At 68.6% G+C, this 19258-nt stretch carries 20 protein-coding genes; 5 read left to right on the top strand and 15 right to left on the bottom strand.

Translation table 11 applies throughout. The annotated features are described in order from the left end of the window. Positions 1–4 precede the first annotated feature (4 nt). The 7 genes from arsC to rlmD all read right to left on the bottom strand — a co-directional run bounded on the left by arsC (position 5) and on the right by rlmD (position 6276). The gene (gene arsC / locus WG922_RS15015; RefSeq protein WP_340283543.1) at positions 5–439 is read right to left on the bottom strand and encodes an arsenate reductase (glutaredoxin); all 435 of its coding nucleotides are present in this window, start codon (positions 437–439) and stop codon (positions 5–7) included. Further along, complete coding sequence (gene arsB / locus WG922_RS15010) at positions 436–1464, bottom strand: ACR3 family arsenite efflux transporter (protein WP_340283542.1); 1029 nt, start codon at positions 1462–1464, stop codon at positions 436–438. The genes arsC and arsB overlap by 4 nt, the downstream gene beginning before the upstream one ends. Continuing rightward, the gene (locus WG922_RS15005; RefSeq protein ID WP_340283541.1) at positions 1464–1961 is read right to left on the bottom strand and encodes an arsenate reductase ArsC; all 498 of its coding nucleotides are present in this window, start codon (positions 1959–1961) and stop codon (positions 1464–1466) included. Before WG922_RS15005 ends, arsB begins: the two co-directional genes overlap by 1 nt. 9 nt (positions 1962–1970) lie before the next feature. Continuing rightward, positions 1971–2297 (bottom strand): ArsR/SmtB family transcription factor, encoded by a 327-nt coding sequence (locus WG922_RS15000; protein ID WP_340283540.1) that lies wholly within the window; start codon positions 2295–2297, stop codon positions 1971–1973. Continuing rightward, a complete protein-coding gene (gene arsJ, locus WG922_RS14995; protein ID WP_340283539.1) occupies positions 2294–3535 on the bottom strand; it encodes an organoarsenical effux MFS transporter ArsJ in 1242 nt (413 codons plus the stop codon). Before arsJ ends, WG922_RS15000 begins: the two co-directional genes overlap by 4 nt. 3 nt (positions 3536–3538) lie before the next feature. Then, a complete protein-coding gene (locus WG922_RS14990; protein WP_340283538.1) occupies positions 3539–4582 on the bottom strand; it encodes an ArsJ-associated glyceraldehyde-3-phosphate dehydrogenase in 1044 nt (347 codons plus the stop codon). A gap of 275 nt (positions 4583–4857) precedes the next feature. After that, on the bottom strand, positions 4858–6276 hold the full coding sequence (rlmD, locus tag WG922_RS14985) for a 23S rRNA (uracil(1939)-C(5))-methyltransferase RlmD (protein WP_340283537.1): 1419 nt from the start codon (positions 6274–6276) through the stop codon (positions 4858–4860). A 56-nt stretch (positions 6277–6332) separates the two neighbouring features. Between rlmD and WG922_RS14980 the strand changes: the two genes are divergently transcribed. Then, positions 6333–6755: a VOC family protein gene (locus tag WG922_RS14980; protein ID WP_340283536.1), complete on the top strand. Its 423-nt coding sequence runs from the start codon at positions 6333–6335 to the stop codon at positions 6753–6755. A 148-nt stretch (positions 6756–6903) separates the two neighbouring features. Here WG922_RS14980 and WG922_RS14975 read toward each other — a convergent pair whose 3' ends face one another. The 3 genes from WG922_RS14975 to ispD are packed head-to-tail and all read right to left on the bottom strand — an operon-like array spanning position 6904 to position 8903. Then, on the bottom strand, positions 6904–7689 hold the full coding sequence (locus WG922_RS14975) for a 3'-5' exonuclease (protein WP_340283535.1): 786 nt from the start codon (positions 7687–7689) through the stop codon (positions 6904–6906). A 30-nt stretch (positions 7690–7719) separates the two neighbouring features. Further along, positions 7720–8202 carry a 2-C-methyl-D-erythritol 2,4-cyclodiphosphate synthase gene (gene ispF / locus WG922_RS14970; protein WP_340283534.1) on the bottom strand — a complete coding sequence of 161 codons (483 nt, stop codon included), beginning with the start codon at positions 8200–8202 and terminating at the stop codon, positions 7720–7722. Next, positions 8199–8903 (bottom strand): 2-C-methyl-D-erythritol 4-phosphate cytidylyltransferase, encoded by a 705-nt coding sequence (ispD, locus tag WG922_RS14965; RefSeq protein ID WP_340283533.1) that lies wholly within the window; start codon positions 8901–8903, stop codon positions 8199–8201. Before ispD ends, ispF begins: the two co-directional genes overlap by 4 nt. 164 nt (positions 8904–9067) lie before the next feature. On the opposite strand from ispD, the gene mfd reads away from it, so the two are divergent. Genes mfd through serB form a run of 3 tightly spaced genes read left to right on the top strand, consistent with a single transcriptional unit; the run spans position 9068 to position 13776 of the window. Further along, entirely contained in the window at positions 9068–12514 is a 3447-nt protein-coding gene (mfd, locus tag WG922_RS14960; protein ID WP_340283532.1) for a transcription-repair coupling factor, read from the top strand. Positions 12515–12550: 36 nt separating this feature from the next. Then, the gene (locus WG922_RS14955; RefSeq protein ID WP_340283531.1) at positions 12551–12994 is read left to right on the top strand and encodes an SRPBCC family protein; all 444 of its coding nucleotides are present in this window, start codon (positions 12551–12553) and stop codon (positions 12992–12994) included. A 44-nt stretch (positions 12995–13038) separates the two neighbouring features. Then, positions 13039–13776, top strand: coding sequence for a phosphoserine phosphatase SerB (gene serB / locus WG922_RS14950; protein WP_340283530.1), 738 nt, complete (start codon positions 13039–13041; stop codon positions 13774–13776). 2 nt (positions 13777–13778) lie between these two features. Here serB and WG922_RS14945 read toward each other — a convergent pair whose 3' ends face one another. Together WG922_RS14945 and WG922_RS14940 are read right to left on the bottom strand one after the other, a co-directional pair. Then, positions 13779–14030 (bottom strand): hypothetical protein, encoded by a 252-nt coding sequence (locus WG922_RS14945; RefSeq protein WP_340283529.1) that lies wholly within the window; start codon positions 14028–14030, stop codon positions 13779–13781. A gap of 1222 nt (positions 14031–15252) precedes the next feature. Further along, positions 15253–16836: an alkaline phosphatase D family protein gene (locus tag WG922_RS14940; RefSeq protein ID WP_340283528.1), complete on the bottom strand. Its 1584-nt coding sequence runs from the start codon at positions 16834–16836 to the stop codon at positions 15253–15255. A 128-nt stretch (positions 16837–16964) separates the two neighbouring features. Here WG922_RS14940 and WG922_RS14935 point away from each other — a divergent pair, with 128 nt between their 5' ends. Further along, positions 16965–17621 (top strand): CDP-alcohol phosphatidyltransferase family protein, encoded by a 657-nt coding sequence (locus WG922_RS14935; RefSeq protein WP_340283527.1) that lies wholly within the window; start codon positions 16965–16967, stop codon positions 17619–17621. Positions 17622–17636: 15 nt separating this feature from the next. Here WG922_RS14935 and WG922_RS14930 read toward each other — a convergent pair whose 3' ends face one another. The 3 genes from WG922_RS14930 to trxC all read right to left on the bottom strand — a co-directional run bounded on the left by WG922_RS14930 (position 17637) and on the right by trxC (position 19192). Beyond that, entirely contained in the window at positions 17637–18275 is a 639-nt protein-coding gene (locus tag WG922_RS14930) for a hypothetical protein (RefSeq protein WP_340283525.1), read from the bottom strand. A gap of 60 nt (positions 18276–18335) precedes the next feature. Beyond that, positions 18336–18623: a PilZ domain-containing protein gene (locus WG922_RS14925; protein WP_340283524.1), complete on the bottom strand. Its 288-nt coding sequence runs from the start codon at positions 18621–18623 to the stop codon at positions 18336–18338. Positions 18624–18751: 128 nt separating this feature from the next. Further along, entirely contained in the window at positions 18752–19192 is a 441-nt protein-coding gene (gene trxC / locus WG922_RS14920; protein WP_340283523.1) for a thioredoxin TrxC, read from the bottom strand. Positions 19193–19258 lie beyond the last annotated feature (66 nt).

Here is a 19258-nt window from a genome sequence, read left to right as displayed (position 1 = left end):
GGTCTCAGCCGCCCGAGCGGACGCGGCGCCCCTGGGCATCGACTACCAGCTCGCCGTCTTCCTTGGTGAAAGCCCCCTGTTGAGGCTGCGGCAGGATGTCCAGCACCGCGTCGGACGGGCGGCACAGCCTGGCTCCCAATGGCGTGAGCACGATCGGACGGTTCATGAGGATGGGATACCGCCCGATGTGGTCGAGCAGTTCGTCGTCGCTCCAGCGCGGATCGTCCAGGCCCAGCGCGTCGTAGGGCGTTCCCTTGCGCCGCAGCAGCTCGCGCACCGGCAGCCCCGTGCGGGCGAGCAGGTCCTTGAGCTCGTCGCGGCTCGGCGGAGTCTTCAGGTACTCGACGACGCGTGGCTGTGCCCCGCTGTTGCGGATCATCGCCAGCACGTTGCGGGATGTCCCGCACTCGGGGTTGTGGTAGATCGTGATGTCGTTCATGCGGGTTGCTCCCGTGTGGTCAGCGGCCTGCGCGCGTTGACCAGCGCCACCAGCGACAGCATCACCGGCACCTCCACCAGCACCCCCACCACGGTGGCCAGCGCAGCACCCGAATGCAGGCCGAACAGCGAGATGGCGACCGCTACCGCCAACTCGAAGAAATTGGACGTGCCGATCAGGCACGCAGGGCCGGCAATCTCGTGCGGCAGCCTGAGCAGCCGCGCGCCCCACCAGGCGATGAAGAAGATGCCATAGGTCTGCAGAACCAGCGGCACGGCGATCAAGCCGATGATCGATGGCTGCTGCACGATCGTCTCGGCCTGGAAGCCGAACAGCAGGACCACGGTGGCGATGAGTCCGATGACCGACCACGGCTTCAGGCGTGCCACATACGTCGCCAGCGCCGCCGGCGAGCGCCGCGCCAGCACGTGGCGAGTCGCCATCCCCGCGGCGAGCGGCAGCACGACATAGAGCACCGTGGCCAAGACCAGGGTTTGCCAGGGCACAGCCACATCGGTCACACCGAGCAGAAAGGCCGCGATCGGCGCGAAGGCGACCACCATCACGAGGTCGTTCACCGACACCTGCACCAGCGTGTAGTTCGGATCGCCCCGCACCAGCTGACTCCACACGAAGACCATCGCGGTGCAGGGAGCAACCCCCAGCAGGATCATGCCGGCGATGTATTCCTTGGCCGACTGCGGATCCACCCACGGCGCGAACAGATGCTGGAAGAACAGCACGCCCAGCGCGGCCATGGTGAAGGGCTTGACCAGCCAGTTGATGACCAGCGTCAGCACGAGTCCGCGCGGGCGCCGCCCGACATTGCGCACCGCGCCCCAGTCCACCTGGACCATCATCGGATAGATCATCACCCAGATGAACACGGCCACCACCAGGTTCACATGCGCAAGCTCGAGCGCGGCGACGAAGGCAAACGCCTGAGGAAGCGCAAGGCCGAGTGCCACGCCGGCCGCGATGCCCAAGGCAACCCACAGGGTGAGAAAGCGTTCGAAAAGGCCCATCAGTAAGTCGCTCCGATGCGGTCGAGCTCACCCTGGAGCGACAGCTTGCCGAGTTTCTCGAGGGGAAGGTTGGTAAAGACGGCGATGCGCCGGCTCAGGAGCATGAGCGCATCGCCAAAAGCCTTGCGGCGCTGGTCCACATCGACCGCGACCTGCGTCGGGTCGCCGATGCCCCAGTGTGCCGGCATCGGCTGGCCCGGCCAGACGGGGCAGGCCTCGGCGCGCGCCTTGTCACAGACCGTGATGACGAAGTCCATCCGGGGCGCGCCGGTGCCTGCGAACTCGGCCCATGACTTGCTGCGCAGACCGTCTGTCGGCAAGCGGTGGCGCTCGAGCAGTTCGATGACCAGCGGATGCACGCGCCCCACGGGCATGCTGCCCGCGCTGTACGCGCGGAATCGGCCCTGGCCTCGGGCGTTGAGGAGCGCCTCGCCCATGATGCTGCGCACCGAATTGCCCGTGCACAGGAAGAGAACATTGAAGCTGGTGGAGTTCATGGGGGGCTTTCAGCAGTTGCTGCAATCGATGGCGGGATCCGGCATGCAGCTGCGACCGCCGCAGCAGTTCGCGCTCAGGAAACCGACCAGTTCGTTCATGGACTCGATGCGGGCCCGATAGATGAGGTTACGGCCCGCCCGTTCCTGCGTCAGCAGGCCGGCGTTGCTCAGCTCCTTCAGATGGAATGACAGCGAGGTGGGGGCGATCCCGAGGCCCTCGCTCAACTGGCTGGGCGTGAGGCCCTCCAAGCCGGCCACCACCAGCAGCCGGAACACCTTGAGGCGCGACTCCTGCGCCAGCGCCGCGAGCGCCTTCACCACGTCGGCATCGTTCATGCATGGACTCTCGGGCCCTCGCTGGGGCTGGTCGGAAGCGCGAGCGTGAAGAGCCAGCACGCGGTCAGCATCAAAGCCGAGCCGAGCAGTGCGTACACCAGCCCACCCCACTGGTACAGCAGCCCGGACAGCAGCGTTCCGATGAAGCGTCCGAGCGCATTCGCCGCATAGTAGAAGCCGACGTCTTCGGCCGCCTTCTCCGATCCGGCGAAGGCGAGCACCAGATAGGAGTGCACCGACGAGTTCACCGCGAACGCGACGCCGAACACCGCCAGCCCGATCACCACGACCCACTGTAGTGCAGGCACTTCGAGCGCCACCGCGCCTGCCAGCGCCAGCGGCACCAGCAGCAGGCCGGCCGACCACCAGCGCGCGGCCGGCACCTCCAGGCTCAGGCCGTCGGTGCTGCGCCTCACGATATGCGGTGCGACGGCCTGCACCAGGCCATAGCCGATCGTCCAGGCTGCGAGGAATCCGCCGACCATCGTGAAGGTCCAGCCCACCGAATAGAGGAACACCGGCACCCCGACCACGAACCAGACGTCGCGCGCGCCGAACAGCCCCACGCGCGCGGCTGCCAGCGCGTTGATGCCGGGGTTCTTCGCGAAGAGTTCCCTGGCAGTGCGCGAGGCCTTGCTCTTTCCCATCAGCGGCGGCAGCGAGGTGACGACGCCAACGAGCACCACGGCAAGGAGCGCCGCCATCGTCCACAGCGCCTGCTGGAAGCCCACCGTCTGCAGCAGCAGTCCGCCCAGGAAGAAGCCGACGCCTTTCATCGCGTTCTTGCTGCCGGTGAACCAGGCGACCCACTGAAACAGCTGGCCCGATCCCTGCTCCCGGGCTTGCGCTTGCGTCACCTTGATCGCCGACTTGCTGGCGGTCTTGGTGAGGTCCTTGGCGACGCCGCACAGGCCCTGGGCGAGCACCACCCAGGCCACCGATAGCGCCGGGGTCCACCGCGGATCCAGCATGGAGAGCAAGGTGAAGCCGACGATCTGCGTGGACAGGCCCACGCTCAGCATGCGGGTGATGCCGTAGCGGGTGGCCAGCCAGCCGCCGATCAGGTTGGCCAGGATGCCCGCGGCCTCGTACAGCAGGAACAGGAAGGCCAGGGTGAACGGCGAATATCCCAGGCGGTAGAAGTGCAGCAGCACCAGCATGCGCAGCGCGCCGTCGGTAAGCGTGAACCCCCAGTAGGCCGCCGTGACGATGGCGTAGTTGCGCGTCGCATGCTGCATGGCTCAGATCCCCGCTTTGTGCAGGTGGCAGGCGAGATCGACCATGCGGCAGGCATAGCCCATTTCGTTGTCGTACCACGCGTACACCTTGAGCAAGGTGCCGTCCGTCACCATGGTCGATGGCGCATCGACGATGCTGCTGCGCGTATCGCGCGCGTAGTCGGCGCTGACCAGCGGTGTTTCCTCATAACCCAGGATGCCGGCAAGCGGTCCGGCCGCCGCGGCCTTGAACAGCGCGTTGACCTCCTCGGCCGTCGTCTCCCGCTGCAGCTCGAACACGCAGTCGGTCAGCGAGGCATTGAGTACCGGCGCCCGAACCGCATGGCCGTTGAGCTTACCCTTGAGCTCGGGGTAGATCAGGGCAATGGCCGTCGCACTGCCGGTGGTCGTCGGCGCCAGGCTCAGCATCGCGCTGCGCGCACGTCGCAGGTCCTTGTGCGGCGCATCGACCACCACGTTGGTGTTGGTGGGATCGTGGATCGTGGTGATCTGGCCGTGCCGGATGCCGATGGCTTCGTGGACGACCTTCACCACCGGCGCGAGGCAGTTGGTGGTGCAGGAGGCCGCGGTAACGATGCGGTGGCGGGCGGGGTCGTACAGCGCATGGTTGACGCCCATCACCACGTTCAGTACGTCACCCGTCTTCACGGGCGCGGCCACGACGACCCGCTTGGCGCCGCGGTCCAGGTGCCCCTGCAGCGTCTCGGGCGTGAGGAACTTGCCCGCGCACTCCAGCACCACGTCCACGCCCAGGTCGCCCCAGGGGATCTCACCCGGACTCGCATGCGCACTGAACGACAGCGCGCGCTCGCCGACCCGGATGCGCGTCTCCCCCTCGGCCCCGATGGGCGTACGCCAGCGCCCCTGGACGCTGTCGTAGGTGAGCAGATGCGCGCAGGCTGCAGCGCCGCCCTTGATCTCGTTGAGGTGCACGACCTCCAGCCGGTTGCCTGCCCTGGGGTCGTCGGTGCCGCGCTCGGCGGCTCCCAGCGCGGCCCGCAGCGCAAGGCGCCCGATCCGCCCCATGCCGTTGATCCCTACTCGCATCGCTCGCTCCGATAGTTCAAGGAATTTTGAATGTTGGACGGCATCCATGACGATGCCGTGACAACGGCAGCCCGGGATGCTCTCGGAAAAGGGCTTGGCCCATGGCGTCGCACCCTGCGGCGCCCTGATCGCCCGAGCCTTCCGCCGCGCAGCGGGGCCGTCGCCTGCAGCGCTTCAACGCCGTTCACCGACTCGGCTGGAGGCGGAAGGCCGTGCACAGCCGGCCCGCTCGCCATCCCCTTCGCGCGAAGGCACCGGCCAAGGCAGGCGCCTGGCTACGCGCCGAGATCGCGCTCGAACACCGCCATCGACTCCACGTGCGCGGTGTGCGGGAACATGTTCACCACACCGGCGGCCGTGCAGCGGTAGCCGGCCTGGTGCACCAGCAGACCGGCGTCGCGGGCGAGCGTGGCGGGGTTGCAGCTCACGTACACGATGCGCCGTGGCGGCTGCCAGCCCGGCGCGAGCGTCGGGTCCTGGTGCAGGTCGGCCAGGGCTTTCGCGAGCGCGAACGCACCTTCGCGCGGCGGATCGACCAGCCATTTGTCGGCGACTCCGTCCGCCACCAGCTGCTGCGGCGTCGTTTCGAACAGGTTGCGCGCCGCGAATCGCGTCGGCGCCGACACGGCCTCTGCGTTGCGCTCGAGGTTGCTGCGCGAGCGGGCCACCAGGGCCTCGCTGCCTTCGATGCCCAGCACCTCGCCCGCGCGGGTCGCCAGCGGGAGGGTGAAGTTGCCCAGGCCGCAGAACCAGTCGATCACCCGCTCGCCGGCTTGCGCGTCGAGCAGACGCAGCGCACGCCCCACCAGCACCTGGTTGATGAAGGGGTTGACCTGCGTGAAGTCGGTCGGCCGGAACGGCATCGTGATGCCGAACTCGGGCAGGGTGTAGGCCAGCTCGCGGCCGTCGTCCTGGTCCAGGAGATGCACCGTATCGGGTCCCTTGGGCTGCAGCCACCACTGCACGGCGGGGTGGTCCCGGCCGAACTGCCGCAGCCTTTCCAGGTCGGGCGCGCTCAGCGGCTCGAGGTGGCGCAGTACGAGCGCGATCACGTCTTCGCCCGGGCGCCGGGCATCGACGCCGCAGGCCAGCTCGATCTGCGGGCAGGTCTCGATGGCCTCCATGCTGGCGACGAGCGCCCGCAGGGGCAGCAGCAGCGCGCTGACGGCCTGCGGCACGACGTGGCACTCGCGGATATCGGCCACGTAGCGGCTCTTGCGCTCGTGGAAACCCACCAGCACCGTGCCCTTCTTGCGCACGTGCCGCACCGAGAAGCGGGCGCGCCACCGGTAACCCCAATAGGGCCCGTGGATCGGCCGCAGCAGGGTCTCGGCGCGCACCTTGCCCAGGTGCCAGAGGTTGTCCTCCAGCACCCGCTGCTTGATCGCCACCTGCGCGGCGCCGTCCAGGTGCTGCATCTTGCAGCCGCCACACGCACCCTCGTGCAGCCCGAAGTGGGGGCAGCGCCCCTGCACGCGCTGCGACGAGGCGCGGTGGATCTCGGTGAGGCTCGCCTGCTCCCAGTTGTTCTTGCGGCGGTTCACGCGGGCCGAGACCAGCTCGCCCGGGAGGGCGCCCTCGATGAAGACCACCTTGCCGTCCTCGCGGCGGGCCACGCCCTGCGCATCGATGTCCAGCGCATCGACGGCCAGCCAGCCCTCGGGCAGCGCGGGCTTGTCACTCGAATCGTTCATGTCCCGATTGTCTCAGTTGCATACTGGCCGCCTCGCCGCAGACCCCGGAGCACGACATGACGCAGGAGATCCGCATTTGCCTCGACGTGGACGACATCGAACGGGCGATCGCCTTCTATACGCAGGGTTTCGGCCTGCGTCTCGGAAGGCGCCTGCAGGACGACTGGGCCGAGCTGCTGGGTGCGTCGGCGCCGATCGACCTGCTCGTCGAGCCGGCGGGAAGCGCGGCCACGCAGGTCGGGCCGGCGCGGCAGCGCAGCTATGAGCGCCACTGGACGCCCGTGCACCTGGACTTCGTCGTCGCCGATCTGGATGCACGGGTCGCTGCGCTGGTGGCACTCGGGGCGCGCCTGGAGCGGCCCATCCAGCAGCGCCGCTGGGGGCGCATGGCCAACCTGAGCGACCCGTTCGGCCACGGCTTCGACCTGCTGGAAATGCAGGGCCGCGGCTACGACGAGATCATCGCGGGCGGCAAGTAGGCCGCTCGAAAGCGCCAACTCCCGGCGGGCGTTGCGGTTCGACCGCAACTGCATCTCGCACGGCAATCCCTTCCGCAGCCTCGCTGCGAAGGGGGTGAGGGCAACTGGCGGCCTGGCGCGTGCACGGTCCCGGGGCGCAGTCTTCTTTTCAGCCCCAGGCGGCCAGGTATTCCTGCCAGTGCGTCTCCTGCGGCGCCAGCATGCGCAGCGTGGACTTCACCAGTGCGATCTCCTGCTCGTACTCGCCTTCGGTGAAGCCGCCACGCATCTTCTGGAAGCGGCAATACATCAGGTACGTGTTCATCACGTCCGTCTCGCAGTAGCGGCGGATGTCCTCCAGCTTGCCGTCGAGGTAGGCGCTGTAGACCTGCGAGCCGTCCATGCCGAGCTTGCCGGGAAAGCCACACAGCTTGGCCATCGCATCCAGCGGCGCGTTGGCGCGGCCGGTGTACATGGCCAGCACGTCCATCAGGTCGAAATGCCGGTTGTGAAAACGGTTGTGGTAGTTGTTGAACTTGAACTCGCGGTCGTCCTCGCCGAGGTCCCAGTACTTGCAGGCCGTGACGCCGTGGCGCAGCCCGCGATAGTTCAGCACGGGCAGGTCGAACCCCATGCCGTTCCAGCTCACGAGCTGCGGCACGTGCTTTTCGAGTGTGTTGAAGAAGGTCTGGATCACCTTGCCTTCGCTCGCGTCGTCCCGATCGACGAAGGAGTGCACCCGCAGGCCGTCGGCGTTGCGAAACACCGCGCTGATCACCAGGACGCGCTGCAGGTGGTGCGGCAGGAAGTCGCTCTGCCCCTTGTCCTTGCGCTCCTGCACCCAGGCCGCATGCACCTGGGCATCGCTGGCGTCGGCCGGCGCGTCGTGCAGCAGGCGCAGGCCGGCGATGTCCGGAATGGATTCGATGTCGAACACGAGCACGGGCCAGGCCATAAGCGATGTCTCCTTGGATGAACGGTGCGCTCAGGGCGCGGCTGCGAGCAGCACGACGGCGCGGGCCTCGATGCTTCGGCCCTCGCCCACTGGCCCCATCTTTTCGGCCGTCTTGGCCTTGACGTTGACCTGCGCCGGCGCGAGCCCCAGCACCTCGGCGATGCGCGCGCGCATGGCGTCGATGTGGGGTGCGAGCCGGGGAGCCTGCGCGATGACGGTGCTGTCGAGGTTCACCACCTGCCAGCCGCCCCGGCGCACCCGCAGCGCCGCCTCGGCCAGCAACTGCGCGGAGTCGGCGCCGCGAAAACGCTCGTCGGTGTCGGGGAAGTGCCGTCCGATATCGCCCAGCCCGGCGGCGCCCAGCAGCGCGTCGGTGATGGCGTGCAGCAGCGCGTCCGCGTCCGAATGCCCCAGCAAGCCCTTGTCGTGCGGGATGCGGACGCCGCCGAGCACGAGTGGCCTGCCCTCGACCAGCGCGTGCGTGTCCCATCCTTCTCCGATGCGCAGATTCATGGCGTGTGTTCCTTCAGCAGCAACGCCTCGGCGATGGCGAAATCGTCGGGCCAGGTGACCTTGAAATTACGGGCGGCGCCGGGCACCAGCAGAGGGCGGTGTCCCAGCCGTTCGACGGCGCTGGCCTCGTCCGTGACCTCGGCGCCGGCGCCTTCCAGCGCTCGCCCCAGGAGCCCGAGACGGAACATCTGGGGCGTTTGCGCGAGCCAGTGGCCCGCGCGCGGCAGCGTGCCGGCCGATCGGCCGCCCTCTTCGCGCTTGAGCGTGTCGGCCAGCGGCAGCGCCAGCAGCCCGCCCACGGGATCGGCCTCGCAGGCCGCGATCAGCGCGCCCACCAGCGCGGGCGTGATCAGGCAGCGCGCCGCGTCGTGCACCAACACCCAGTCGTGCTCGGCAGCGCCGCCGCCGGCGAGCACCGCCAGCCCGTTGCGCACGGTCTCTGCCCGCGTGGCGCCGCCGCATTCGGCGAGCACGATGCCGCGCTGCCCGGACAGCGTCCGGTCCCCAGGCGCGACCGCCACCAGCACCGTCGCCAGTTCAGGCACCCGGGCGAAGGCTGCCAGCGTGTGCGCCACGAGGCTCTTGCCGGCGACCTGCTGGTACTGCTTGGGCTGCGGCGTTCCGGCACGGCTGCCGCTGCCTGCGCAGGGAATCAGCACGTGCAGGCGCGGCCGCGGGGTGTTGGTGGACGGGGCACTCATGGATAAGCCGGCCATTCTAGAATCCGCGGATCACCTCCTCGCCAGGCAGCCGGGGTGCCTGTCACACCCCCTGCCCCGGCCCGCGGCTGTGTTCCCCGGCACCCGCCCGGGCCCTGTGGTTCCTGACCCTCGCACGGCGGCCAGCGGTGTCCCCTACTCGCACCATGGAACTTCCCAAGCTCACCCCCGGCAAGCGCTTCACCTTGCCTCGTCCGCTCGGATCGGCCGACGCGCTGCTGCTCGCGCGCCTGGCCATGCAGGAGAAAGCCGCCGGCCGACGCGTCGCGCTGGTCGCGGGCGAGGCCACCGACGCCCAGCGCCTGCTCGACGAGATCGCGTTCTTCGCTCCCGATGTCCGCTGCTGCCTGTTTCCCGACTGGGAGACGCTGCCCTACGACACCTTCTCCCCGCACCAGGACCTGATCAGCGAGCGGCTCGCCACGCTGTGGGGCATCTCGCAGGGCGAGGCCGACCTGGTGGTCGTTCCCGCCACGACGGCCCTCTACCGCCTCGCGCCACCGGCGTTCCTGGCGGGCTACACCTTCGAGTTCAAGGTGCGCCAGAAGCTCGACGAGGCCAAGCTCAAGGCGCAGCTCACACTTGCCGGCTACAGCCATGTCACGCAGGTGGTCGGCCCCGGGGAATACGCGGTGCGCGGCGGCCTCATCGACCTCTATCCCATGGGCTCGCCGGTGCCCTACCGGGTCGATCTGTTCGACGACGAGATCGACTCCATCCGCACCTTCGACCCCGACACGCAGCGCAGCCTCTACCCCGTGCCCGAGGTGCGGCTGCTGCCCGGGCGCGAGTTCCCGATGGACGATGCGGCGCGCGCGCGCTTTCGCAGCCGCTGGCGCGAACTGCTGGAGGGCGACCCCACCAAGAGCCGCATCTACAAGGACATCGGCAACGGCGTCGCGACGGCGGGCATCGAGTACTACCTGCCCCTGTTCTTCGAAGAGACCGCGACGGTCTTCGACTACCTCGGCGAGCAGGCGACGCTGGTGCTGCACGGCGAGCTAGAGCCGGCGTTCCAGCGCTTCTGGCAGGACACGCGCGAACGCTGGCGCCTGATGCAGGGGGACCCGGAGAGGCCGGTGCTGGCGCCCGAGGCGCTGTTCCTGTCGACCGAGCAGTTCTACGGCCGCGCCAACGCCTACGCCCAGCTCTCGCTGCGCCCGTCGGCAAGCGACGTGGCCGACAGCGCCTGGTTCCAGAAGCTGAACGATCTGTCCGTCATGCGTGGGGCCGAGGAGCCGCTCGCGCGCCTGAAGGATCACCTGCGCGGCACGACCCAGCGCGTGCTGGTGCTGGCCGAATCGGACGGCCGGCGCGAGAGCCTGCTCGACTTCCTGCGCGCCAGCCACCTCACCATGCCGGCCTTCGATTCGCTGGCCGAATTCCAGGCCAGCGACGAAAAGCTGGGCATCGCCACGGCCCCGCTCACGCAGGGCTTCCGGTGGATCGAAGCCGGCATCGACTTCGTCACCGAGACCGAACTCTTCGCCGCCGGCGTCACCGTGCGCCGGCGCCGCAAGCAGGAGCAGGTGAGCGACGTCGAGGCCCTCATCAAGGACTTGTCCGAGCTGAACGTCGGTGACCCCGTGGTGCACGCCCAGCACGGCATCGGCCGCTACAGGGGCCTGGTCCACCTCGACCTCGGCCAGGGCAACACCGAGTTCCTGCACCTCGAATACGCCGACAAGGCCACGCTCTACGTGCCGGTCAGCCAACTGCACCAGATCAGCCGCTACACCGGCGTCTCGGCCGACGAGGCTCCGCTGCACAAGCTCGGTTCGGGCCAGTGGGACAAGGCCCGGCGCAAGGCGGCCGAGCAGGTGCGCGACACGGCCGCCGAGCTGCTGAACATCTACGCCCGCCGCGCCGCCCGCGAGGGCCATGCCTTCCGCTTTTCGGCGCAGGACTACGAGGCCTTCGCCAACGACTTCGGCTTCGAGGAGACGGCCGACCAGAACGCCGCGATCCACGCCGTCATCCAGGACATGGTGTCGCCACAGCCCATGGACCGGCTGGTGTGCGGCGACGTCGGCTTCGGCAAGACCGAAGTCGCGCTGCGCGCCGCGTTCGTCGCCGTCACGGGTGGCCGGCAGGTGGCCTTCCTCGCGCCGACCACGCTGCTGGCCGAGCAGCATTTCCAGACGCTGATCGACCGCTTCTCCAAGTGGCCGGTGAAGATCGCCGAGATGAGCCGCTTCCGCTCGCAAAAGGAGATCACCGCGGCGGCCAAGGGCCTCGCCGACGGCAGCGTGGATATCGTCGTGGGCACGCACAAGCTGCTCTCCGAATCCATCAAGTTCAAGAACCTCGGCCTGTTGATCATCGACGAGGAGCACCGCTTCGGCGTGCGCCACAAGGAGCGCATGAAGGCCATGCGCGCCGAGGTCGATGTGCTCACCCTCACCGCGACGCCGATCCCGCGCACGCTGGGCATGGCGCTGGAAGGTTTGCGCGACCTGTCGGTGATCGCCACGGCGCCGCAACGCCGTCTGGCCATCAAGACCTTCGTGCGCAACGAAGGCAACGGAGTCATCCGCGAGGCGGTGCTGCGCGAGCTCAAGCGCGGCGGCCAGGTCTATTTCCTGCACAACGAGGTCGAGACCATCGAGAATCGGCGCGAGCGCCTGCAGGCGCTGCTGCCCGAGGCCCGCATCGCCGTGGCCCACGGCCAGATGCCCGAGCGGGACCTCGAGCGCGTGATGCGCGACTTCGTGGCGCAGCGCTTCAACGTGCTGCTGTGCTCGACCATCATCGAGACCGGGATCGACGTGCCCACCGCCAACACCATCGTCATCAGCCGCGCCGACAAGTTCGGCCTGGCGCAGCTGCACCAGCTGCGCGGGCGCGTCGGCCGCAGCCACCACCAGGCCTACGCCTACCTGCTCGTGCCGGACACCGAGAGCCTGACCCGGCAGGCCGGCCAGCGGCTCGACGCCATCCAGCAGATGGAGGAACTGGGCTCGGGCTTCTACCTGGCCATGCACGACCTGGAAATCCGCGGCGCCGGCGAGGTGCTGGGTGAGAACCAGAGCGGCAACATGCTGGAAGTGGGCTTTCAGCTCTATAACGAGATGCTGGCCGAGGCCGTGCGCAGCCTCAAGGCGGGCCAGGAGCCCGACCTGCTGGCGCCCCTGTCCGCGGCGACGGACATCAACCTGCACGCCCCCGCCCTGCTGCCCGACGACTACTGCGGCGACGTGCACCTGCGCCTGTCGTTCTACAAGAAACTCGCCACCGCAAAGACCACCGACCAGATCGACGGGCTGCTGGAGGAGATCGTCGATCGCTTCGGCAAGCTGCCGCCGCAGGCGCAGAACCTCATCGACGTGCATCGGCTGCGCGTGCTGGCGCGCGCCTATGGCGTGGTCAAGGTCGATGCTGCGCCCGGCGTCATCCACATCAGCTTCAAGCCCAACCCGCCCGTCGATCCCATCCGCATCATCGAGCTGGTGCAGAAGAACCGGCACATCAAGCTGGCCGGCAACGACAAGCTGCGCATCGAGAAGGACTTCAAGGAAGTGAAGGACCGGGTGCAGATGGTGCGCGACGTGCTGCGTTCGCTGGGCCAGCCCAAGGTGGCCGAGCCGGCGTAGCATGGCGGCTCCCTGCATCCGATGGAGGCTCATGCCATGAAGCGAACGCTGCGCTATTCGGTCCTCATCGACGCCCCCCGGCGCCAGGTCTGGAGCACCATGCTCGGCCCCGAAAGCTATCGGGATTGGACGACGGCCTTCTGCGAAGGCTCGTACTACGAAGGCTCGTGGGAGCAGGGACACACCATCCGCTTCCTCGATCCGCAGGGCAATGGCGTGATCTCGGAAATTGCGCAGAACCGGCCTTTCGAGCACATCGGCATCCGGCACCTGGGCGTGGTCGCGGGCGGCGTCGCCGACACCGAGAGCGCCACGGCGCGCGAATGGGCTCCGTCTTTCGAGAACTACGATTTTCGCGACGAAGGCACCGGCACGCGCGTCGATGTCGAGACCGAGATTCCGCAGAAGTACGAAGACATGATGGAGCGGCTCTGGCCGGCCGCACTGGCGCGGCTCAAGGCCTTGTGCGAGGGCGCGTGAGGCCCGTCTGCGACGCCACGCGCGATGCGACAATCGCCGCCGCCATGAAGCCCTCCGCCCCCACCTCGCAGCCCGCCCGCGAACACTCCCCCGGCCTCTTCGTGCGAGGCTTCACGCCGCCGCTGTCGCTGCGCGATTTCGGCCTCGTCGCCTTCGACATGGATTCGACGCTCATCAACATCGAATGCGTGGACGAGATCGCCGCCGCCGCCGGCCGCAAGGAGCAGGTCGCGGCTATCACCGAAGCGGCCATGCGCGGCGAGATCGCCGACTACAAGGAGAGCCTGCGCCAGCGCGTGGCGCTGCTCGAGGGTGTCACCGTGCAGCACATGCAGCAGGTCTACGACCAGCGCCTGCAGCTCAACCCGGGCGCCGCCGAGCTGGTGGCCGCGTGCAAGGCCGCCGGCCTCAGGACGCTGCTGGTCTCCGGCGGCTTCACCTTCTTCACCGACCGCATCCGCGACCGCCTGGGCATCGACTTCACGCGCTCCAACGTGCTGGAGGTCGAAGCCGGCGTGCTCACCGGGCGCATGGTCGATCAGCCCTGGGGCGACATCTGCGATGGCGAGGAGAAGCGCCGCATGTTGCTGGACACCTGCGCGCAGCTCGGCCTGTCGCCCTCCCAGGCCATCGCCGTGGGCGACGGCGCCAACGACCTGCCCATGATGGGCGCAGCCGGCCTCTCCGTCGCCTACCACGCCAAGCCGCTGGTGCGCGAGCAGGCGATGGTGGCGATCAATGCGGGGGGACTGGATCGGGTGCTGGAAGTGGTGCGTGGTTGAGGTTAGTCGGCGGCGGCCGACTGTGCTGCTGCGAGGGGTTCGTTCTTGAGATTTGCGCCGAAGCTGCTCAAGATGACGAATTCAACGGACACCTGCGTGGTAGCGATCTGACGAACCGCGAGAGAAAGCTTCTCACCTGGGCGGGGCACGCGATTTTCCGGACCGCGCAAATCGTCTGGTCGGTAGCGCCGAACCCATTCCAGTAATTGACCCAATTCCGCGCTTTTGCGATCTCCGTATTGTTTTCTGTACATGGCGGCAACCTCGTCTCGCTTTTGCACAGGAGCCGGTCCATCCAATACCGCTGCGCCGAACGATCGCGAGGGGGGCAACGACGTGGCTGGCAGCGAATGGTGCTCGGCCGACCAAGCCGAACTGCCATGGTTTGCCAAGGCGACCGGAGGTCCCGATCGAAGAGTCGCTACCGGCGCAGGTGCAAGGGCGTCGTTCGCGGGCGATGCGATGTGCGCGGTATGCGCACCGGCTGCATTCGCGGCCGTGTGTGGCTCCATGTGCATGCCACGCTGCTGATGCTGTGTCACCGCTTCACGCCGCCGTATGTGGACTCGTGTGCAGGGAGCCTCTGGGGAAGGCAGCGGACGTGGCGCAGCAGCGGGCCGGGCGTCCAAAGCCGAAGCCCACACCCAACTGGTCGGGTCCGCGCCGGTTGCAACTTGGCTGCTTGCCACCTGACCCCCGCGCGCGTTGACTTTTTCGTCTTGTGGTCGCACAGGCGACCGTATTCCCGCGCGATCCAGTTCTGCGGAGATATCTTCGGCGCGGCGGCGCTTCGGCGGCGTCGCCCATTTAGGGGACAGGTCAGGATAGCCTTGTCTCTCCATATCGCGCAGGGCTTGAACGTGTCGGGTCGTCACGACCTTGCCTACTTTCATGCGCTCCAAGAGAGTCACTTGCTCAACGAGCGGATCTATCGAAGGTTCGTCTTTGAACCGTCGCTCGAGGCTACTCCTGAGCGTCTCCCGCAGACAGGTCAGCGCATGCTCGCGGTGGGCTTCCCGCGCCACCCGGGACCACGCCCACGTCCGGCCACGACCGTTCACATGGAGATTGCCTCCGCCGGAGTCGTGAGCTCGAATTTCACCTTCCCGTAGCTCACCGTCTCGTGTTTCGATCTCCGCTTCTCGCGCATAGCAGTCGATTGTTTTTCTTCCTCGCATTCCTGGCGTTCCTAGCATTGCGGCTCCTTTTGCACGGTTGCGAACCCAACGGCGAGTCCGTGCGCTGAGTCACCTGCCACACCTGTCAGTTCTCGCAGTTCCTTACGGCCCCGGAGGGAACTGCTTCTCGACGCATCTGATCGCCAACCCCGCGACGCCCCGTCTGCCACGGGCGACGTCCGTGGAAAACGCTCAAGCGGAAACCGATCCATCAGCGCTTGGAACCCCGCCGTGCGTACCGCGGCGAGTCCCAGAATTCAATGCCGTCAGTCCTGCCGATTCCTGACGAAAACCTCGCCTACAGCCGCTCCACTTTCGCCTGCCCAGCCGCCACGACGAACTGCGCCAGCGTCTCGACCCCCGAGTCCGGATCGCCCACATCCACCACGCCGCGCAGGGTGGTGGTCAACTTCGTCGGGGTGAATTCACACACCCCGTAGCCGCGCCGCTCGCCGTTGGCGTAGACGTAATGCGGGTTCTCCGCCAGCCGCTGCGGCACGCGGGCGGCGCTGCCTGCGCGCGAGGTAATGCTGGTGCCGCAGAACTCCACGCCGATGCTGGCGCTGTCGGGGCGCTCGTAGTCGGCCTTGACATGGCCGACCCAGTTTTCGTGCACGTCACCGCCCAGCAGCACGGGGTTGGGCACCTGGTGCTTCTGGAAGGCGTCGGTCACCCGGCGGCGCGCCAGGGGATAACCGTCCCAGCTGTCGGTCCACAGCAGCTCGCCGGGCCCGGCCAGGTTGTCGCGGCGGCCGAAGAGGCTCTGCTGGCCCAGGACGGTCCAGCTGCCCCGGGCGCCGGCCAGGCTGGCGTTCAGCCACTGTTCCTGCGCCGCGCCGAGCAAGGTGCGCTTCGGGTCGGCCAGTGCCTCGCAGCGCGCCGGATCGACCAGCCCCGCCGGGCGCTTGCGGTCACCGCAGGCCTGCACGTCGCGCCATTGCCGAGTGTCCAGCAGCAGCAGGTCGGCCAGCCGCCCGAAGCGGGTGCGGCTGTGGACCTGCACCTCCAGCGCGCCCGACAGGGCCCGGCCGAGCGCGCCGACGCGCACCGGCATGTGCTCGTACCAGGCCTGATAAGCCGCATTGCGCCGTGCCATGAAATCGTCCACCTGGTTGAGCCCCAGCGGCCGCCCGTCGCCGCCGTGCAGGCCTGCGTAGTCGTTCTGCACCTCGTGGTCGTCCCAGGTCACCAGCCAGGGGCAGGCGGCATGCATGGCCTGCAGCGCCGCGTCGCTGCGGTGCAGGGCGTGGCGGTCGCGGTAGTCGCCCAGCGTGCGCACCAGGCCCAGCGTGGGGAAACTGCGGACCGCGGCCGCGGCGTTCGGATATTCGTAGATGTAGTCGCCCAGGAACAGCACCAAATCGAGCTGCTCGTCGCTCATGTGCCGCCAGGCGCTGTAGTAGCCGTGCTCCCAGCGCTGGCACGAGGCATACGCCAGGCGCAGCCGCGCGACCATCGCGCCGGGGGCCGGCAGCGTGCGGGTGCGCCCGGTGGGGCTGATGCTGTCGCCGGAGATGAACCGATAGAAGTACCAGCGATCGGGCTCGAGGCCTGCGACCTCGGCATGCACGCTGTGCGCCAGCGCCGGCATGGCAAGCGTCTCGCCACGCCGCACCACCCGGGCGAAGGCCTCGTCGTGGGCCACTTCCCAGCGCACCGGGACCGGGTCATCGCCGATGGTTTCGAACCATCCGGGCGCCACCAGCCGCGTCCACAGCACCACCGAGTCGGCGGCGGGCGCGCCGCTGGCCACGCCCAGCGCAAAAGGGTCGAAGCGCCAGCGGCGCTCGCGCCCCCAGCCCCGCGGCAGCCAGGTGCTCGCGGCAGCAGCGGCCGCAAGGCGCAGCAGATCGCGGCGGTCGCATCGATCGGGGAAGCTCATGGCGGGCGGACTATAGCAATGCGCTGGATGAGCCCAGCCGCCCCAGGCACGCAGCGTCGGTGCCGGACGACACCACAGCCGGCCCGCCTCCGACCCGGGCGCTGCGCTGCGCTCCCTATCGTCGGGGGATGGACGAAGCCAGCAGTGCCCGCCACGACGCCGCGCGACCGGATGCGCGGCACTTCTCCATGCTGCGCGAGTTCCAGCTGGCGGACTTCTTCACGCTGGGGAACGCGGCCTGCGGAGCAGGTGCGGTGCTGCTCACACTGGCCTTCATGGCGTCGGGCGAGCCCGCGCACTTCTTCGCGGCGGCGGCGCTGGCGCCGATCGCGCTGGTGCTCGACGTGCTCGACGGCCGCATCGCGCGGGCGCGCCAGCAGTTCTCGGCGCTCGGCCGCGAGCTCGACTCGCTGGCCGACATCATCTCGTTCGGCGTGGCCCCGGCTGCGCTGGGGTTCGCCGCCGGGCTGCAGGGCGGCTGGGACGCGGTGGCGCTGGTCTACTTCGTCTGCTGCGGCGTGAGCCGCCTCGCCCGCTTCAATGTCACGGCGAGCGACCTGGCCGGCAGCAGCGGCAAGGTCAAGTATTTCGAAGGCACCCCCATTCCCACCAGCGTGCTGCTCACCGGCGTGCTTGCGCTGCTGGCGTGGCTGGGACTGGTGCAGGAGCGGATCTGGGGAGGGGCATGGCAGCTGGGGCCCTGGGTGCTGCACCCGGTGGCGCTTCTGTTCGTGCTCTCGGGAAGTCTGATGATCAGCAAGACCCTGCGCATCCCGAAGCTGTAGGGACACGCGCTGCGATCAGAGTCCGCCGTGCTCGGTGGGCTTGAAGGCGTCGGCCGGCGCGGCCTGGCCCGACAGCGCGGCGTCGCGAATGGCGAACAGTGCACGCAGGTCCGCCTGGACATCGTCTTCTTCCGGCTCGCCGGTGATCGGCCTTTCGCCTGGCTGCGCCGCGGCCGCTGCAGCGGCGAGCGGCGCGACGCCCACGGCCGTGCCGATGCCATCGGCCGGTGCGGCTTGTGCGATGGACGCGCCGACGGGGGGCATCGGGGGCACCGCGGCGCCCGCTTCGTCGAACTCCCACGCCACCGCGCGCAGCCACTCGGCGGCACGGGGATCAAAGCGCGCCAAGGCCTCACGGAAGCTCGCCTGGAATGCCGGCACATAGGGCAGCAGCCGATCCTGCCCACGTTTGACGACGAGGGTGACGTACGTGCCCGAAGGGGTGTTCGCCTGCACCAGGTTCAAGGTGCGGCATTCGATCCAGTCGTTGGGGATGCCGTGCTGGCGCATGGTTTCACGCAGCACGACGTGCACCACCTCGCGCCGCGGCACGCTGCGCGAACTCGGCGCATGCGCGCTGGTCTCGCTGTCCTGGAAGCGCGAAGCGCCTTGTGCAGGCGTCTTGTCACCGAACAGGCGTTTGAGCAGGCTCATGCGCGCGATTATGCGCAGGCGCCATCGCGGCAGCCAGTGCCCCGCGCGCCGCGCTGCGATTCAGCGGAACAGCGGCCGATCGAACTGCACGGCGACGTTGTAGCCGCCTTCAAGTGCATCGATGCGCACCACGCGGCCCTGGCACGGCAGCTGGCAGTGCGTGCCTCCGGCCGCATAGAGCAGCCGCAGAGCCACCCGTGAACCGAGCGCCGGCGGCCGCTGCACTTCGAACAGCACGCCTCGCGCACTGAGGTCGTGGGTCCGGCCTTCGCTGTCCCCCATGGTGATGGGCAGGGCGAGTCCGAAGCGCGGGTCGGACCGCTGGTCCTGCGGCGTGGTTCCTGGCATTGATGCTCCCTGCACGGCTGCAACTGCGACCGCGTTTACGAATCGATGAGCCTAGGGACGCGGACCGTGTGCCTGCGTCGGCGCGCGCTTCCCCACGCTGTCGGACAGCGGCCCGCCTGCGGCCGCGCTCACGGCAGATGGCGCCGGGTCCAGGCCACGATGTCGGCCGCGCGCGGCAGCGCCCCGGCATGGCGCGCGATTTCGCGCCCGCCGGCAAACAGCGCCAGCGTGGGAATGCTGCGGATGCCCAACTGTGTTGACAGTGCGGGCGCGCCCTCGGTATCGACCTTGGCCACGCGCACCTGCGGCTCCAGCTGCGCCGCGGCCGACTCGAAGGCCGGCGCCATCATCCGGCAGGGGCCGCACCACGCCGCCCAGAAATCCACCAGCACCGGAATGTCGCTGCGGGCCACCTGCCGCTCGAACCCGTTCACGTCGAGCGCGACCGGCCTGCCGGTGAACAGGTCCTTCTTGCAGCGGCCGCAAGCCGGAGCGCTGCGCAACTGGTCCGACCGCACCCGATTGGTGGTCTGGCAGTGGGGACAGACGATGTGCAGAAATGCGCTCATGGCAGTTACATAGGGGCACGTCAGCGCGACACAAGGACAGCCAGATTCAGGCCGCTACGGCCGGGC

The organism is Ramlibacter sp. AN1015, assembly GCF_037726105.1.
Taxonomy (GTDB): Bacteria; Pseudomonadota; Gammaproteobacteria; order Burkholderiales; family Burkholderiaceae_C; genus Ramlibacter.
Note: the sequence above shows the minus strand (reverse complement) of the source record. Positions and strands in the feature narration are given on the sequence as shown.

Excerpts from the sequence above, each read along its gene's own strand:
- WG922_RS14980 (WP_340283536.1), top strand. The coding sequence starts at position 6,333 with ATGACGCAGGAGATCCGCATTTGCCTCGACGTGGACGACATCGAACGG.
- arsJ (WP_340283539.1), bottom strand. The coding sequence starts at position 3,535 with ATGCAGCATGCGACGCGCAACTACGCCATCGTCACGGCGGCCTACTGG.
- WG922_RS14945 (WP_340283529.1), bottom strand. The coding sequence starts at position 14,030 with ATGTACAGAAAACAATACGGAGATCGCAAAAGCGCGGAATTGGGTCAA.
- WG922_RS15000 (WP_340283540.1), bottom strand. The coding sequence starts at position 2,297 with ATGAACGATGCCGACGTGGTGAAGGCGCTCGCGGCGCTGGCGCAGGAG.
- WG922_RS14935 (WP_340283527.1), top strand. The coding sequence starts at position 16,965 with ATGGACGAAGCCAGCAGTGCCCGCCACGACGCCGCGCGACCGGATGCG.
- ispF (WP_340283534.1), bottom strand. The coding sequence starts at position 8,202 with ATGAATCTGCGCATCGGAGAAGGATGGGACACGCACGCGCTGGTCGAG.
- serB (WP_340283530.1), top strand. The coding sequence starts at position 13,039 with ATGAAGCCCTCCGCCCCCACCTCGCAGCCCGCCCGCGAACACTCCCCC.
- trxC (WP_340283523.1), bottom strand. The coding sequence starts at position 19,192 with ATGAGCGCATTTCTGCACATCGTCTGTCCCCACTGCCAGACCACCAAT.
- WG922_RS14925 (WP_340283524.1), bottom strand. The coding sequence starts at position 18,623 with ATGCCAGGAACCACGCCGCAGGACCAGCGGTCCGACCCGCGCTTCGGA.
- WG922_RS14955 (WP_340283531.1), top strand. The coding sequence starts at position 12,551 with ATGAAGCGAACGCTGCGCTATTCGGTCCTCATCGACGCCCCCCGGCGC.
- arsB (WP_340283542.1), bottom strand. The coding sequence starts at position 1,464 with ATGGGCCTTTTCGAACGCTTTCTCACCCTGTGGGTTGCCTTGGGCATC.
- mfd (WP_340283532.1), top strand. The coding sequence starts at position 9,068 with ATGGAACTTCCCAAGCTCACCCCCGGCAAGCGCTTCACCTTGCCTCGT.
- ispD (WP_340283533.1), bottom strand. The coding sequence starts at position 8,903 with ATGAGTGCCCCGTCCACCAACACCCCGCGGCCGCGCCTGCACGTGCTG.
- WG922_RS14990 (WP_340283538.1), bottom strand. The coding sequence starts at position 4,582 with ATGCGAGTAGGGATCAACGGCATGGGGCGGATCGGGCGCCTTGCGCTG.
- arsC (WP_340283543.1), bottom strand. The coding sequence starts at position 439 with ATGAACGACATCACGATCTACCACAACCCCGAGTGCGGGACATCCCGC.
- WG922_RS14975 (WP_340283535.1), bottom strand. The coding sequence starts at position 7,689 with ATGGCCTGGCCCGTGCTCGTGTTCGACATCGAATCCATTCCGGACATC.
- WG922_RS14940 (WP_340283528.1), bottom strand. The coding sequence starts at position 16,836 with ATGAGCTTCCCCGATCGATGCGACCGCCGCGATCTGCTGCGCCTTGCG.
- WG922_RS15005 (WP_340283541.1), bottom strand. The coding sequence starts at position 1,961 with ATGAACTCCACCAGCTTCAATGTTCTCTTCCTGTGCACGGGCAATTCG.
- rlmD (WP_340283537.1), bottom strand. The coding sequence starts at position 6,276 with ATGAACGATTCGAGTGACAAGCCCGCGCTGCCCGAGGGCTGGCTGGCC.
- WG922_RS14930 (WP_340283525.1), bottom strand. The coding sequence starts at position 18,275 with ATGAGCCTGCTCAAACGCCTGTTCGGTGACAAGACGCCTGCACAAGGC.